Source organism: Agrobacterium leguminum (assembly GCF_015704895.1).
Taxonomy (GTDB): domain Bacteria; phylum Pseudomonadota; class Alphaproteobacteria; order Rhizobiales; family Rhizobiaceae; genus Agrobacterium; species Agrobacterium leguminum.
In genome coordinates, this window is sequence record NZ_JADQWB010000010.1 from 73,106 (window position 1) to 88,219 (window position 15,114).

The window sequence follows — 15,114 nt, forward strand, 5'->3', positions numbered from 1 at the left end:
AGGCAAGGCAGGATAGACCCGCCTTGCCTCAATTTTAATTCGATGCGGCGACTAGCGCCAGCGATAAAGGCTGCTGTTCGACGAGTTCTGCTGCGTGCTCGCACCAACCGCATAACCGATGGCAAAACCGAGTGCGCCAACGATCGTCAGCAGGGAGGTCGCCGTGCCGGGATTTTCCTTGACGGCTTCCACGACATTCTGGCCCTGGGCGCGGACATTATGCGCGGCCTTGCGAACGCGTCCGCGCGCCTCATCCAGAAATTCGGACGCATCCTCGCTCACACCTTCCGCGCGGGCGGATACGGATTTGGAGAGGGATGCGATCTGCGAACGCAGCTCCGCAATCTGGTTTTCGATCGTGTCTTCGACAACATTCAGTTTGGTCTGAGCCATTAGAACACCTCTTTTGTTACCGAAGGCAGAACGTGCCGGCCTGCAAGAAGTTCCCGAAAGGCCCGCAAAGTTTCGCAGGAGGATGTTCAGCCAACAGGTTTTTGTGCTTCTTGGCGAAAAAGCCTTGCAATCATTTTTTTTACGCAATAATCAGGCCGCACCGGAGAGGTGGCCGAGTGGTCGAAGGCGCTCCCCTGCTAAGGGAGTATACGTCAAAAGCGTATCGTGGGTTCGAATCCCATCCTCTCCGCCACTTCGGCACAAGACCGGAAAATTCCAGCTCAATAGATTCCCCCAGTTCCAGATCACAACCGCACGCATGTTTGTAAATGCGCGCAGCCGTGCGCACTATGAAGTCGCGGATGGTCGCGCCCGCCAGGTCTCGATTATGGAAGAAACGAGCGAGTGAAGAGGCTCGGTGGTGTCGACTTCGATGTCGTACCGGCAGTAATCATGTGTTTTCAGATGATACCGCGCTTCCCCGATTGTCCTGTCCCCGCGTTCCCGCTCGCGTCGTTCCATCTCCGCGAGGGGAGCGTGCACGCCGACCCAGAACGTGTCCAGATGCACGAACAACGCCCGCAATTGCTGTGCCCAGCCTGCCTCTTCAACGATGTGCTCGACGACAATATCGTTTCCAGCTTCGGCAAAGGACACGATGGAGCGGTGAAAACCGTCAAAGAACCTGGCGCGCTCATTGCTCAGGCCGGTATGCGGCGTTTTTTGTTTGATGGTGCGAAAGCCGCCATCGGCAAGCTGATCAGACGCGTAATAACAAAAGGGTTCCGTCAGCGCCGACCTGAGCGCCTTGGCGAGTGTCGATTTGCCGGCACTCGAGGTGCCGTTCAATAAAATAATACGACCATTCCGCATGTCGATCTGTTCTTCCGTCTGTTTCGAATTGGCACTCGTGAATCGATATTAAAGGATAGTGTTTCAAGCGCGATGTCGCGTCGTCAATCAAGTCTCCAGTCGATACGGATTGGTGGCGGCATGTCGGTGTCGTAACCAGTCCGGGGGAGGCCCTTCGAATCGTTGCGCGAGGAATCGTTGGCAAAAGGCATGGTTTTTTCCGCTGTTTCTTCATACGCGCTGTCGCGGCGTGACAGATGCAGGCGGGAACGAAGCAAAAGTTTCCATCATCCTTGCCCAGCGAGGCAAGGTTTCGCCGAAAAAGCCGGTAGTTTAGAAAGACCTTGTTAACCTCGCTAACTAACGGATTTTCAAGCAATTTCTTAACGCATGGTAAAGCCGCCTGCAGGCCGGCTAAGCACTGTGTGTTGTTTCCGCAACAAACCGAAATGAAGCATATACGTAAATGCTATTTATCGGATGTTGGCGATTGCAAGCGGCGAAACCTTTTGTATTTTCACCACCAGAAGCGAGGCGGTGGATCGTTTGGCTTCTAAGAACACGGGAATGGGGCAGGGAATGCTGTCCTTCAGCGAAAGTACCCAGACCCACTTAAAAACTTTGACTGGAGGTCAACCATGAACATCAAGAGCCTTCTGATCGGCTCCGCTGCGGCTCTCGCAGCAGTATCCGGCGCTCACGCTGCCGACGCTATCGTCGCTGCTGAGCCTGAGCCCCTGGAATACGTTCGCGTTTGCGACGCTTTCGGCACCGGCTTCTTCTACATCCCCGGCACCGAAACCTGCCTGAAGTTCGACGGTTACATCCGTTTCCAGACCGACTTCGGCCGTAACAAGGCTGGTACGTCTGACTGGGATTCCTTCACGCGCGCTCAGTTCAACATCGACACCCGCACCGACACCGAGCTCGGCGCTCTGCGCGGCTACATCGGTCTGCGCGGTCAGGCCGACCACGACAGCAACCGCGCCGTTGTTGTCGACCAGGCTTTCATCGAACTCGGCGGCCTGAAGGTCGGTTACTACTACAACTGGTGGGATGATGGTCTCTCCGGCGAAGTTGACAGCCTTGCTTCGAACCAGACCCGTCTGAACGCTATCCGTTACACCTACGACGCTGGCTCCTTCTACGTCGGCGCTGCTGTTGAAGAGCTGGAAGCTCCTCGTGGTGACTCCAACATTTCCGCAGACTTCGTAAAGGGCGGTTCGTTCGAACGTGCTAACAACGTTGGTATCTCTGCTATCGTTGGCGCCAAGTTCGGCGGCGTAAACGCTAACCTGCTCGGTGGCTACGACACCGACGCTGAAGAAGGCGCAATCCGCGCTATCGTCACGGCCGACATCGGCCCGGGTACGCTTGGTCTCTCCGGCGTTTGGGCTTCTGGCGCAAACCGCTACTACGAAGAGTCCGAATGGACGGTTGCTGCTGAATACGCAATCAAGGCAACCGACAAGCTGACCATCACCCCCGGCTTCCAGTACTTCAACACGATCGACCTCGGTGCTGATAACGACTGGGTTGGCGACCGCGACGCATGGCGCGCTGGTGTAGCTGTTGGCTACAAGATCACCCAGGGCCTCTCCACGCTCGTTTCGGTTAACTACCAGGACGTCGACGGCACCGAAGGTGTTGACACCGGCGCTGGCGACAGCTGGGTTGGTTTCGTTCGCCTTCAGCGCACGTTCTAATCTGATCTGACATTGTCAGTGATGGAAAGCCCGGCTCTTGAGCCGGGCTTTTTGTTTGAATGGCATCTTGATAGAGTGGACATCGCGGCGGGTGGCGAAATCGTGGCGGCGTTCCGATTTTCTGCAGCTTTATCCTCGGAACAGATCGCTAGCGCACGCCCATTGATTCGCTCGGTATCGGGATCCTTGAGTCGGTTAAGGAATCCGAAGCTGTGGGCTTTTGCTTTTCGGTCAGTTTTTTCTTGCAGAAGTAGGGCCATCTGCACATTGCAATCGTTTTTTGAACAATTTCCAGTGGCCTGATCGTGTCCAGATTCAGGTGATCTCGTAGGTTTTCTCAAAGTGGATTTTTCGAGTCTCTGGTTAAGTGACTGAAAAGCATGAGTTATTAATCATTTTTTAACGAATGGGGTCCCGTACGTTAGAATTGTAGCTATTTCGCAACAATGAAAAACTAAGGACACCTTACTGTCTTCCTTCTGTCATGATTACGATTGCCTGAGCGACCGGTTTTGGCTCTAATCAGCTTCATAAGCGGCACGCATTTCTGAAGTGCTTTCCCATCCGCTGCTTAGAAGATTAAGCGTTTGACTGGAGGTCAACCATGAACATCAAGAGCCTTCTCATCGGCTCCGCTGCAGCTCTCGCAGCAGTATCCGGCGCACAGGCCGCTGACGCTATCGTCGCTGCCGAGCCCGAGCCCCTGGAATACGTTCGCGTTTGCGACGCTTTCGGCACCGGCTTCTTCTACATCCCCGGCACCGAAACCTGCCTGAAGTTCGGCGGTTACATCCGTTTCCAGACCGACTTCGGCCGTAATGAATCCGGCACGTCTGATTGGGATTCGTTCACGCGCGCTCAGTTCGAAATTGACACCCGTACGGACACTGAACTCGGCGCTCTGCGTGGCTTCATCGGTTTCCGTGGCGAAGCTGACAATGACAGCAACCGTGGCGTCAACGTCGACCAGGCTTTCATCGAACTCGGCGGCCTGAAGGTCGGTTACATGTACACCTGGTGGGATGACGATCTCTCCGGCGAAACCGACATCCTGTCTTCGAACTCCACCCGTGCAAACGCTCTGCGTTACACCTACGATGCCGGCTCCTTCTACGCTGGTATTTCGGTTGAAGAACTGGAGACCCCGCTTGACGCCGACTCGAACCTCGGCATCACCAAGGGCGGCTTCATCGAAGGCCCGAACAACGTTGGTATCAGCGGTATCATCGGTGCCAAGTTCGGCGTAGTTAGCGCAAACCTGCTCGGCTCCTACGACACCGACCAGGAAAACGGTGCACTCCGTGCAATCGTAACGGCTGACATCGGCCCGGGCACGTTCGGTCTCTCCGGCGCATGGGCTTCCGGCGCAAACTCTTACTACGAAGAGTCTGAGTGGACTGTTGCTGCTGAATACGCAATCAAGGCAACCGACAAGCTGACCATCACCCCCGGCGCTCAGTACTTCGGTACGGTTGACATCGGCGCTGACAACGACTTCACCGGCGACCGCGACGCATGGCGCGCTGGCGTAACGTTCGACTACCAGATCACGCAGGGCCTTGCTACCAAGGTTGCTGTTAACTACCAGGACGTTGACGGCACCGAAGGTGTTGACAACGGCGCTGGCGACCAGTGGACCGGTTTCGTTCGCCTTCAGCGTTCGTTCTAATCTGATCTGACATTGTCAGTGATGGAAACCCCGGCAGAAATGCCGGGGTTTTTCGTTTTGGAAGACTAGATGGGACTATAGGTCGTCGGACACCGCGTATGCTTTGAAGCATCGGCCAGCGGGCCTCTCGCTTATCGGCAAATCTGCCCAAGCCGTCGGCGTCATCCCTGGGCTTGTCCCAGTGATCCAGCCACGTCGCATGAAATCTAAACGTTGCAGATGCTCGAGACAGGCCCGAGCATGACGCAAGGGAACTTAAGGCTTTTCAGCGGTTCGGAGCGCTCGCCGACCGGTGCTCGAGTGCTCCGCTCGTCAGGTGAGGAAGCCAGCTTTACCCCGCACGCCCATGGCGCAGGTCGTCAACGATATCGGCCTGTTGCCCGAGCCTCGTCTTGTAGACCTGATAATTCTCCATCACCCGCTGCACGTAATTGCGGGTTTCGGGGAAGGGGATGCGCTCGATCCAGTCGACCACCTCGTCGATCGGCTTGCCGCGTGGGTCGCCATAGCGGGCGATCCATTCCGGCACGCGCTTTGGCCCGGCATTATAGGCGATGAAGGTGAGGATATAGGAGCCGCCGAAACTGTCGATCTGCTCGCCGAGGTAATGCGCGCCGAGCGTGGCGTTGTAGCCCGCATCGGTGGTCAGCCGCGCCTGAGTGTAGGGCAGGCCATGGCGTCCGGCCACGCCCTTCGCGGTTCCGGGCAGCAGTTGCAGCAGACCGCGCGCATTGGCGGCGGAGACGGCGGCAGGGTTGAAGGCGCTTTCCTGCCGGGCAATCGCGTAAGCAAGCGCCTTGCCGGAGCCGGCAATATTGGCGCTGGCGGGAATGACGCCGAGCGGATAGGCGAGTGCGGCCGCATCGATGCCGCGGCTGAAAGCCGTCTTGCCGATTTGCAGCGAAACCTGATGATTGCCGTTGCCCTCCGCCCGCGCCGCCAGAATGGCAAGTTCGCCGGGGCTGTCGAGCTGTTCCGCCAGCGACCGGTAAAGGCTATCGGCCCGCCAGCCGTAACCGGCTGCTTCCAGCCTGTCGATGGCGCGCACGGCTTCGCGACCGGCGAAACGTTCGCGGTCGCCGCTGTTGGGGCTCGGATAGGTGACGTTCAGTGTCTTGGCGCCGATTCGCGCGGCGGCAAGCTGGCCATAGAATGTGCCGGGGTGGGCAGCCGCTTTGGTGAAGAAATCACGGGCATCCCCCGGTCCGCCCGCTTCCGCCGCTCGCCCGAGCCAATAATAGGCGCGCGACGCCGAAAGCGGCCGGTTCGAAGTCTGAAGCAGCGTGTTGAAGTGACGCGAAGCCGTGGCCGGATCGCGCAGCGCTCTTAGCGCATACCAGCCGGCATGGAATTCCGCATCGGCGGTATCGACGGCGGAGGTGGCCGAATGATTGGCGACGATGCGATAGGCCTCGGCGAAATCGCCGAGATCGGCGACGCCGCGCGCAATGATGCGCCGCTCGTTCCACCATTCTCCCGGATTGACGAGCTTGGCCGTTTCCTTCGGGGCCTGCCGCAAAAGCACGGCGGCTTCGGAATATTTCTGCTGGTTGCGCAGGTTTTCCACCCGCGCGAAAAGATAGGCGGGGTCGCTGCGCCAGGAGGCATCGACCTTGCCGAGCAGCGCAGTCGCAGTAGTGGATCGCTGCAGCACGGCTGCCCAGGCATTATAAAGCGACTGCGCTTTGCCGAGATCGCCGAAACGCTTCGCCTGGCCGATGCGGCTGCGATACATCAGATAATCCATGCGCGCCTTATGATCGGCGGGCGTCAGATAGGTGGGAAACTCGGCAAGAACACGGTCTTCCATGTCCTTGTCCATGCCTTCGCTTACCCAGAGCTGGCGAATGAGACGCTGCGATTCCGCACCCTTGCCGGAGGAAGCGAGCGCCTTGGCGAGCACCACGCTGCCTTCCGCGGTTTCCGGCCGGCTATTGCCGAAGGCGGTAAGCACCTGCGACGCCGGCGGATCTTCGCGGTAAAGCGCTTTTTCGGAATTGGCGCGCAGGGTGGCGGCACCCGGCCAGCCGGAGAGCTCGCGCTGGGCGGCGGCGATTTCGGCGGAAGCCACGTCCTTCTGGCCGGAAACGGCGATTGCCCAGGTGAGGATATGGCGGTCGAGGCTACCGGTCGGCATGGTGTTGCGCAACGCAATCGCGCGCGCCGCATCGCGGCTGGAAAGCGCGTCGAGACCGGCCTTCAACTGGCTTGTATCGTCGGGGCGGTCGAGGCGCGGTATGGCGCCGGTGATCTCGGGCGAGGCCGGCATGAAGGCCGGAACGGTCGGCGCATTCGGCTTGACATAGGGAAGCGGTGCCGCACCTTCCGGCAACGGCCCGGCCAATGCGTTCCAAACGGTTGCGGCAAGGCCCGCCGCCATCAATCCCCAGACTGTCTTTTTCATGCCGTTCTTCATCGTGTAACGGAGTTGCCGACTTTCTTCCAGAGCACGTCCTGTTAGACGGAATCGTTCGACATGCTCTGGCTCTTTGTTTTTCCGCATTTTCCAGACGTAAAACCGCTACGCACTTTTACTGGAAATGCTCTAATATCATTTCATTACAGCGGGATTGCCGAAAACGGTCTGATGTCCCACCCGGAAATCTTGGGATTTCAGGCTTAATGAAATGTTAATCGCCGCCCTGCAATTCAATCAACTTTTATTCACCGTCCTGCGAGCGGCGTCTCATTTCGACGCCTGCTTTTTATGCTTGCCGATTGCAGCCCGGAGACTGTCACACTTCCGACAATTTCGGACAAAATACCCTGCCTTTGCGCTTGTCGGCGCCAAGGGCTGGCACTAATGTGTGCCGGTTTTAACCATCGAATGCGGCCGAAGCATGAACCGGCTCGGCGCCAGGAGCTTTGCATGTTCAAGGGATCAATTCCCGCCCTCATTACCCCGTTCACGGACAATGGCGCCGTGGACGAACAGGCATTTGCCGCCCATGTGGAATGGCAGATCGCCGAAGGCAGCAACGGACTTGTGCCCGTGGGCACGACGGGGGAATCTCCAACCCTCTCCCACGACGAGCACAAACGTGTCGTCGAGCTGTGCATCGAGGTAGCGGCGAAACGGGTTCCGGTCATTGCGGGCGCTGGCTCCAACAATACCGATGAGGCGATTGAGCTTGCGCTGCACGCGCAGGAAGCCGGCGCGGATGCGCTCTTGGTTGTCACTCCTTATTATAACAAACCGACCCAGAAGGGTCTGTTCGCGCATTTTTCCGCCGTTGCCGAAGCGGTGAAGCTGCCGATCGTCATCTACAATATCCCGCCGCGCTCGGTGGTGGATATGTCGCCGGAAACCATGGGCGCACTGGTTAAGGCGCACAGGAACATCGTCGGCGTCAAGGATGCGACCGGCAAGATCGACCGCGTTTCCGAACAGCGCATTTCCTGCGGCAAGGACTTCATCCAGCTTTCGGGCGAGGATGGTACGGCGCTCGGTTTCAACGCCCATGGCGGCGTCGGCTGCATTTCCGTCACCGCTAACGTTGCGCCGCGCCTCTGTTCGGAGTTCCAGGCGGCGATGCTCGCCGGCGACTATGCCAAGGCGCTGGACTATCAGGATCGCCTGATGCCGCTGCACAAGGCGATCTTCATGGAGCCCGGCGTCTGCGGCACCAAATATGCGCTGTCGAAGACGCGCGGCGGCAATCGCCGGGTCCGCTCGCCCTTGATGAGCACGCTGGAACCGGCAACGGAAGCTGCCATCGATGCGGCGCTGAAGCACGCCGGCCTGATGAACTGAGACAGGCCTGAAAGCGTTTAAGGCGCGCCATGAACCGCTTCGTAACAGAAGCCGTTCGGCGCGCCTTTTCTTTTCGCGGCGACAACATTAAATAGGGGTTCGAAAACCGCTCTCGGCGGTAAGCCGAAGGCGCAATAAGAAAAACAAGGGATTGAAATATCATGGCCCCCAAAGGCAGCCAGCGCGTGGTGAACAAGATCGTTGCGGAAAACCGCAAGGCTCGCTTCAACTACGAAATCATCGACACCTATGAGGCAGGGCTCGTGCTGACCGGCACCGAGGTCAAGTCGCTGCGCGAAGGCAAGGCGAATATCGCCGAATCCTACGCCTCTGACGAGGGCGATGAAATCTGGCTCATCAATTCCCACCTGCCGGAATATCTGCAGGCCAACCGCTTCAACCACGAGCCGCGTCGCCGCCGCAAGCTGCTCCTGAGCAAGCGCGAGATCAACCGCCTGCGCGCCGGCATCAACCGTGAAGGCATGACGCTGGTGCCCTTGAAGATCTATTTCAACGACAGGGGCCGCGCGAAGCTGGAGCTGGCGCTCGCCAAGGGCAAGAAGCTGCACGACAAGCGCGAGACGGAGAAGGAACGCGACTGGAACCGGCAGAAATCGCGGTTGCTGAAGGGTGGCAACGCGTAAAGCCTCCTCCCTCATTCCTGTGCTTGTCACAGGAATCCAGCCGACGCGCGTCCGCGTGGTGAGGGAGTACTTTCTCCACTTGCTCCTTCGTCATGCCGGACTTGATCCGGCATCCAGCCACGGCGCGTCTGCGCTGTGAGACGAGTCCTTTCAGCCCAAGGACTTGGGCTGGCTGGATCCCGGCTCAAGGCCGGGATGACGGGAGTGTGTTGCTGCCCGCTGCGCCCCTCAAGCGGCCCGGTACGTCCGCTCCACATGCGCCTTCGTCGTCGAAACGCTGAACCGGCTGACAAGCGCCGCCAGATTGGCGCTGACATCGCTCAGATTATGCGTCGCCGCATTCGTCTCTTCCACCATGGCCGCATTCTTCTGGGTCAGGTTGTCCATGCTGTTGATGGCGGCATTGATTTCCTGAATGCCGACGGACTGTTCCTGCGCCGCCTTGGTCAGCGAGGCGATATGTTCCTGAATATGATCCACCTTGTTGCCGATCGTATTCAAGGATTCGCCCGTCTTGTTGACCAGCGAAACACCCTGCATCACGTCTTCGGAAGACTTGGCGATCAGCGTCTTGATTTCCTTCGCGGCGGTGGCGGAGCGCTGTGCGAGTTCACGCACTTCCTGGGCGACGACGGCGAACCCCTTGCCGGCCTCGCCGGCGCGCGCGGCCTCGACGCCTGCATTCAGCGCCAGAAGGTTGGTCTGGAACGAAATCTCGTCGATGACGGAGATGATCTGGGTGATCTTCTGCGATGAGTCCTCGATGGCTCCCATCGCCTTCACCGCTTCCGTCACCACATCGCGCGAGCGCGCGGCTTCGACGGCTGAGCTTTCGACGATGGCCTTCGCCTCTTCGGAACGCTGCGCCGACAATTTGGAAATGGTGGTGATTTCCTCGACGGCGGCGGCGGTTTCCTCAAGGGCGGCGGCCTGCTGCTCCGTGCGGCGGGCCATGTCATCGGTCGCGGAAGTCAACTCGCGCGTATTGCCGGAAATCTTGTTCGCCTCTTCGACGATCTGCGCGAATGCGCCGGAGAGATTGCCGACCGCAGCGTTGAAATTGGCGACAAGCCCTTCGAATTGCGGTGCGGTCTTTTCGCCGATGCTGGAAGTGAGGTCGCCATTGGCCAGCCTGTCGAGGGCGCTGTTGAGCAGTGCGAGAACGTGCTCCTGCTCCTTCTTCATCTGCGCCTGCTCGGCTTCCACCTTCTGCCGTTCTGCCGCCAGCACGTCGAGATAGACGGAGATCGAATAATCCATGTCGAGAAGGGCGGCCTTGATGGTGGCCGACAGGGCGTCCTTCACCTTTTTGGCCTTCTTCTCCATGAAAAAGCCCTTCAATTCGGACTCGATCAGGGCCTTGACGATGCCGTCGAGCATCAGGGCATAACCGCCGATGTACCATCTCGGCTCCAGCCCCAGCCTCGCATGGGTGCGGCCGATGGCGGTTACGGCGTCGGTATAATCCGCATTGAATGTGCCGGAAGCGATCCTTGCCCAGTGTTTGAGCTGCATGCCCTTGGCGTGCTGCACATGCGCGTCGTTGGCGAAGAATTTCGCCGTCTCCGGCACTGAGCGAACCTTCGCGTAAAAACGATCCAGAGATGCATCGAGAGAGCCGGTGATGACGCCCTTCATGTCTGAAAGATTTTGCCGCTGCTCGTGGCCGAGCCCCAGAAAATTCAGTCTTTCATCGAGCTGTCGGTCGGTTTTTGTCTGGCCATGCATGTCTAGTCATCCTGCTTTGACACCCAAATCACGTCGCTGGTGCCGTTGCGTGATTTAGACACGTCTAAAATTAACCAAGATATAATTTCGACTGGCCGGATTTGACGGTTGTTAATTCCAGGGGGAATTTTTGCCCTGCCGACAGGGTGTCAAACAAAAACGCGCCCGTCTTTGCAACGGGCGCGTTTCTGAAATATCAGCGATGCGAAAGCCGGGATCAGATCGTTTCCGGGCTTTCGGCGTGCCGGGCAGGGCGCTCGTTCGGGTCGCGCCCGATCTCGGCCTTCAGCGTCATCAGATCGATGAAGTGATCGGCCTGGCGACGCAGGTCGTCGGCGATCATGGCGGGCTGCGTGGCCATGGTGGAAACCACGGAAACCTTGCGGCCCTTGCGCTGCAGCGCGTCTACCAGCGTGGTGAAATCGCCATCGCCGGAAAAGAGCACCAGATGATCGACCGTCTCGGACTGTTCCATGGCATCGACTGCCAGTTCGATATCCATGTTGCCCTTGATCTTGCGGCGGCCGAGAGCGTCGGTGAATTCCTTCGCCGGCTTCGTCACGACCTTGTAGCCGTTATAATCCAGCCAGTCGATCAGCGGGCGGATCGAGGAATATTCCTGATCCTCGATGAGCGCGGTGTAATAATAGGCGCGCAGCAGGTATCCACGCTTTTGAAACGCCTTCAGGAGCTTGCGGTAGTCGATATCGAATCCCAGGCTTTTCGATGCTGCATAAAGATTGGCTCCGTCTATGAAGAGCGCAATTTTCTCCCGTGGATCGAACATTCCATCCCATTCCTTTTTTTGGAAAGGCCATTATCTGGCTTTTATATCCGGTCGATAACGCAAAAAAACATGTCGTATCAACGAGCTTTGCGTATCGCCGTTGCGTTTTAAGTAAGCTACCTTCCCCCTTATTCCAAGACAATTCTTCTAGACATTTTGTTCATCAGACGCCAAAGGTGGGCAATAAGGTGCCAAAAGACGCCAAAGACAGGAAAAACTTGAATTCCGCGGCCAATGGCTGTATCGGAAGCTGGAAAGCATCGTCGCGAGAAATCTTGAATGTTTTTCGCAAGGCACGAAGCGCAGATTCAATAGGTTAGAGCAACCCTTGTGCACCCCGAACATCGCACGGCGCTCTGATCCACGACATTACGACCCGCAAAGGACAGGCAATGGCCCGCGTCACAGTTGAAGATTGCATTGATAAAGTAGACAACCGTTTCGAGCTGGTGCTTCTCGCCAGCCACCGTGCGCGCCAGATTTCTCAAGGGTCCTCCATCACGGTTGACCGCGACAACGACAAGAACCCGGTTGTGGCGCTGCGCGAAATCGCCGACGAGACGCTGTCTCCCGACGATCTGAAGGAAGACCTGATCCATTCGCTGCAGAAGCACGTGGAAGTGGACGAGCCCGAGCCCGATCCGGTCACGCTCGCCGCCTCCGCCATTGCCGATGGCGAAGAAGACGACCAGCCGGAAACCGTTACTTTCGACCAGATGTCGGAAGAAGAACTGCTGGCCGGTATCGAAGGCCTTGTGCCGCCGGAAAAAAATGACGACTATTGATAGGATTTTATGATGCCTTTGGCAGGCGGCGGTTACCGTCTGTCAATAGTTGCCGTCATAATCTGATCCCTATTGATGCAGCATTGTGCGCCGACCCTCAGGTTGGCGCGCTTTCTTTTTGTGGAATATCGCATGATGCGGCAATACGAACTCGTCGAGCGGGTTCAAAAATATAAACCGGATGCGAATGAGGCCCTGCTGAACAAGGCCTATGTTTACGCCATGCAGAAACACGGCCAGCAGAAGCGGGCCAATGGCGACCCCTATATTTCGCATCCGCTCGAAGTTGCCGCGATCCTCACCGAAATGCATCTCGACGAATCGACCATCGCGGTGGCGTTGCTGCACGATACGATCGAGGACACCACCGCCACCCGCGCCGAAATCGACGAGCTGTTCGGCGAGGATATCGGCCGGCTGGTGGAGGGGCTGACCAAGCTCAAGAAGCTCGACCTCGTTACCCGCAAGGCCAAGCAGGCGGAAAACCTGCGCAAGCTGCTGCTCGCGATTTCCGATGATGTGCGCGTTCTCCTGGTGAAGCTCGCCGACCGCCTGCACAATATGCGCACCATGGAATATATGCCGGCCGACAAGCGCAGCCGCATTTCCGAAGAAACCATGGAAATCTATGCGCCGCTCGCCGGCCGCATGGGCATGCAGGATATGCGCGATGAGCTGGAGGACCTGTCCTTCCGTTATCTCAACCCGGAAGCCTACGAGACGGTGACCAACCGCCTTCAGGAACTGGAAACGCGCAATGAAGGGCTGATCAAGAAGATCGAGGACGAGCTGCGCGAGCTTCTGGTGGCGAACGGCCTCATCGGGGCCAATGTCAAAGGGCGTCAGAAGAAGCCCTATTCGGTGTTCCGCAAGATGCAGTCGAAGTCGCTCTCCTTCGAGCAGCTTTCCGATGTTTACGGTTTCCGCATTCTGGTCGACGACATTCCCTCCTGCTACCGGGCGCTGGGCATCGTGCATACCCGCTGGCGCGTGGTGCCGGGCCGCTTCAAGGATTACATCTCCACGCCGAAGCAGAACGATTATCGCTCCATCCACACCACCATCGTCGGCCCGTCGCGCCAGCGTATCGAGCTGCAGATTCGCACCAAGCGCATGCATGAGATCGCCGAATTCGGCATCGCCGCCCATGCGCTTTACAAGGATGGCGAGAACGGGGAGGGCGATCTGCTCTCGCCGGAGAGCAACGCCTATTCCTGGCTGCGCCACACCATCGAATCGCTGGCCGAAGGCGACAGCCCGGAGGAGTTCCTCGAGCATACCAAGCTCGAGCTTTTCCAGGACCAGGTCTTCTGCTTCACGCCCAAGGGCAAGCTGATTGCCCTGCCGCGCGGCGCGACCCCCATCGATTTCGCCTATGCCGTTCACACCAATATCGGCGACACCACCGTTGGCGCGAAGATCAATGGCCGGATCATGCCGCTCGTCACCCGCCTGAACAACGGCGACGAGGTGGAGATCATCCGTTCTGGCGTGCAGGTGCCGCCCGCCGCATGGGAAGAGGTGGTGGTGACAGGCAAAGCCCGCTCGGCCATTCGCCGCGCCACCCGCATGGCCATCCGCAAGCAATATTCCGGCCTCGGTTATCGCATTCTGGAGCGCACCTTCGAGCGCGCCGGCAAGGCTTTCTCGCGGGAAGCGCTGAAGCCCGTGCTGCATCGGCTGGCACAGAAGGACGTGGAAGACGCCATTGCCGCGGTCGGTCGCGGTGAGGTTTCCTCGCTCGATGTGCTGCGCGCGGTCTATCCGGATTATCAGGATGAGCGTGTGACGGTGAAGATGACCGGCGACGACGGCTGGTTCAACATGCGCAGCGCCTCCGGCATGGTCTTCAAGATCCCCGGCAAGTCGCGCTCGGTGCTTGAGGACGACGGTGCGGCCGAGATGCTGGATGGACCGGACCCGCTGCCCATCCGTGGCCTTTCCGGCAATGTCGACGTGCATTTCGGTGCGGCCGGCGCCGTTCCGGGTGACCGCATCGTCGGCATCATGGAAAAAGGCAAGGGCATCACCATCTATCCGATTCAGGCGCCGGCGCTGCAACGCTTCGACGATGAGCCGGAGCGCTGGATCGATGTCCGCTGGGATCTCGATGAGGCGAACAAGTCGCGCTTCATGGCGCGGGTGATGATCAATGCGCTGAACGAGCCGGGTACGCTCGCCTCGGTGGCGCAGTCCATCGCGACGCTCGATGTCAATATTCGCGGCCTCAACATGGTCCGCATCGGCACGGATTTTTCCGAGTTGGCGCTGGATGTCGAAGTCTGGGATCTCAGGCAGCTGAACCAGCTTCTGTCGCAGCTCAAGGATCTCGATTGCGTCTCGACCGTGACGCGTGCCTTCGATTGAGGCATTTTTGATCCTTTGCAAATACTAAAAGGCCGTTGTTATGCATTGAACGCATGGCAGCGGCCTTTTCCTGTCTCTGGTGGTGGAGGCGGTTTGCGACTATTTTCTTCTCAGAAATTGAAGAGAAGGAAACGCGGCGTGCCGGTGGATGAACACCGATGAGAAACGCCAGTTCCAAACCGAAAGGACCGAAAATCATGTTTACTCCGCTTCGCAAGATCGCCCGCGCCGTTCGTGGCAAGACCACCCAGGAACGCGAATTCGAATATCTCAGCGCTTCCGTGTCGAATGTCGACCTGGAATTCCGCCAGCGCGAAATCGACCGCGGCCTGTTCCGCCGGTAATGCACTCAGCGCATGGCAGCCCATCGCCATGCGTATGAGACTCGGAGGGTGCACGGCCGTCGTTGGCACGCTCGCCCCTCTATAT

General features: G+C 58.4%; 12 protein-coding genes and 1 tRNA gene. 8 read left to right on the forward strand and 5 right to left on the reverse strand.

The annotated features are described in order from the left end of the window. Nucleotides 1-51: 51 nt before the first annotated feature. Nucleotides 52-393, reverse strand: coding sequence for a hypothetical protein (locus tag I3J13_RS15830; protein WP_020812132.1), 342 nt, complete (start codon nt 391-393; stop codon nt 52-54). 162 nt (nt 394-555) lie between these two features. Between I3J13_RS15830 and I3J13_RS15835 the strand changes: the two genes are divergently transcribed. Then, a tRNA-Ser gene (locus tag I3J13_RS15835) sits at nt 556-646 on the forward strand. 95 nt (nt 647-741) lie between these two features. On the opposite strand, the gene I3J13_RS15840 is transcribed toward I3J13_RS15835, so the two are convergent. Further along, complete coding sequence (locus I3J13_RS15840) at nt 742-1,266, reverse strand: chloramphenicol phosphotransferase CPT family protein (protein WP_196379418.1); 525 nt, start codon at nt 1,264-1,266, stop codon at nt 742-744. A gap of 617 nt (nt 1,267-1,883) precedes the next feature. On the opposite strand from I3J13_RS15840, the gene I3J13_RS15845 reads away from it, so the two are divergent. Then, on the forward strand, nt 1,884-2,951 hold the full coding sequence (locus I3J13_RS15845) for a porin (RefSeq protein WP_196379419.1): 1,068 nt from the start codon (nt 1,884-1,886) through the stop codon (nt 2,949-2,951). Nucleotides 2,952-3,555: 604 nt separating this feature from the next. Then, on the forward strand, nt 3,556-4,620 hold the full coding sequence (locus I3J13_RS15850; RefSeq protein ID WP_196379420.1) for a porin: 1,065 nt from the start codon (nt 3,556-3,558) through the stop codon (nt 4,618-4,620). Nucleotides 4,621-4,951: 331 nt separating this feature from the next. Here I3J13_RS15850 and I3J13_RS15855 read toward each other — a convergent pair whose 3' ends face one another. Next, nucleotides 4,952-7,024: a lytic transglycosylase domain-containing protein gene (locus tag I3J13_RS15855; RefSeq protein WP_196379421.1), complete on the reverse strand. Its 2,073-nt coding sequence runs from the start codon at nt 7,022-7,024 to the stop codon at nt 4,952-4,954. Between the two features lie 465 nt (nt 7,025-7,489). Between I3J13_RS15855 and dapA the strand changes: the two genes are divergently transcribed. After that, on the forward strand, nt 7,490-8,374 hold the full coding sequence (dapA, locus tag I3J13_RS15860) for a 4-hydroxy-tetrahydrodipicolinate synthase (RefSeq protein ID WP_003524121.1): 885 nt from the start codon (nt 7,490-7,492) through the stop codon (nt 8,372-8,374). Nucleotides 8,375-8,535: 161 nt separating this feature from the next. Further along, entirely contained in the window at nt 8,536-9,018 is a 483-nt protein-coding gene (gene smpB / locus I3J13_RS15865; protein WP_003524122.1) for an SsrA-binding protein SmpB, read from the forward strand. A gap of 228 nt (nt 9,019-9,246) precedes the next feature. On the opposite strand, the gene I3J13_RS15870 is transcribed toward smpB, so the two are convergent. Further along, a complete protein-coding gene (locus I3J13_RS15870; protein ID WP_137452137.1) occupies nt 9,247-10,746 on the reverse strand; it encodes a methyl-accepting chemotaxis protein in 1,500 nt (499 codons plus the stop codon). A gap of 217 nt (nt 10,747-10,963) precedes the next feature. After that, entirely contained in the window at nt 10,964-11,533 is a 570-nt protein-coding gene (locus I3J13_RS15875) for a LabA-like NYN domain-containing protein (RefSeq protein WP_003521125.1), read from the reverse strand. A 392-nt stretch (nt 11,534-11,925) separates the two neighbouring features. On the opposite strand from I3J13_RS15875, the gene rpoZ reads away from it, so the two are divergent. The 3 genes from rpoZ to I3J13_RS15890 all read left to right on the forward strand — a co-directional run bounded on the left by rpoZ (nt 11,926) and on the right by I3J13_RS15890 (nt 15,029). Next, entirely contained in the window at nt 11,926-12,318 is a 393-nt protein-coding gene (gene rpoZ / locus I3J13_RS15880) for a DNA-directed RNA polymerase subunit omega (protein ID WP_035262680.1), read from the forward strand. A 132-nt stretch (nt 12,319-12,450) separates the two neighbouring features. Next, a complete protein-coding gene (locus I3J13_RS15885) occupies nt 12,451-14,685 on the forward strand; it encodes a RelA/SpoT family protein (protein ID WP_003521127.1) in 2,235 nt (744 codons plus the stop codon). 197 nt (nt 14,686-14,882) lie between these two features. Beyond that, nucleotides 14,883-15,029, forward strand: a complete 147-nt coding sequence (locus tag I3J13_RS15890; RefSeq protein ID WP_162180472.1) for a DUF3563 domain-containing protein — start codon at nt 14,883-14,885, stop codon at nt 15,027-15,029. Nucleotides 15,030-15,114 lie beyond the last annotated feature (85 nt).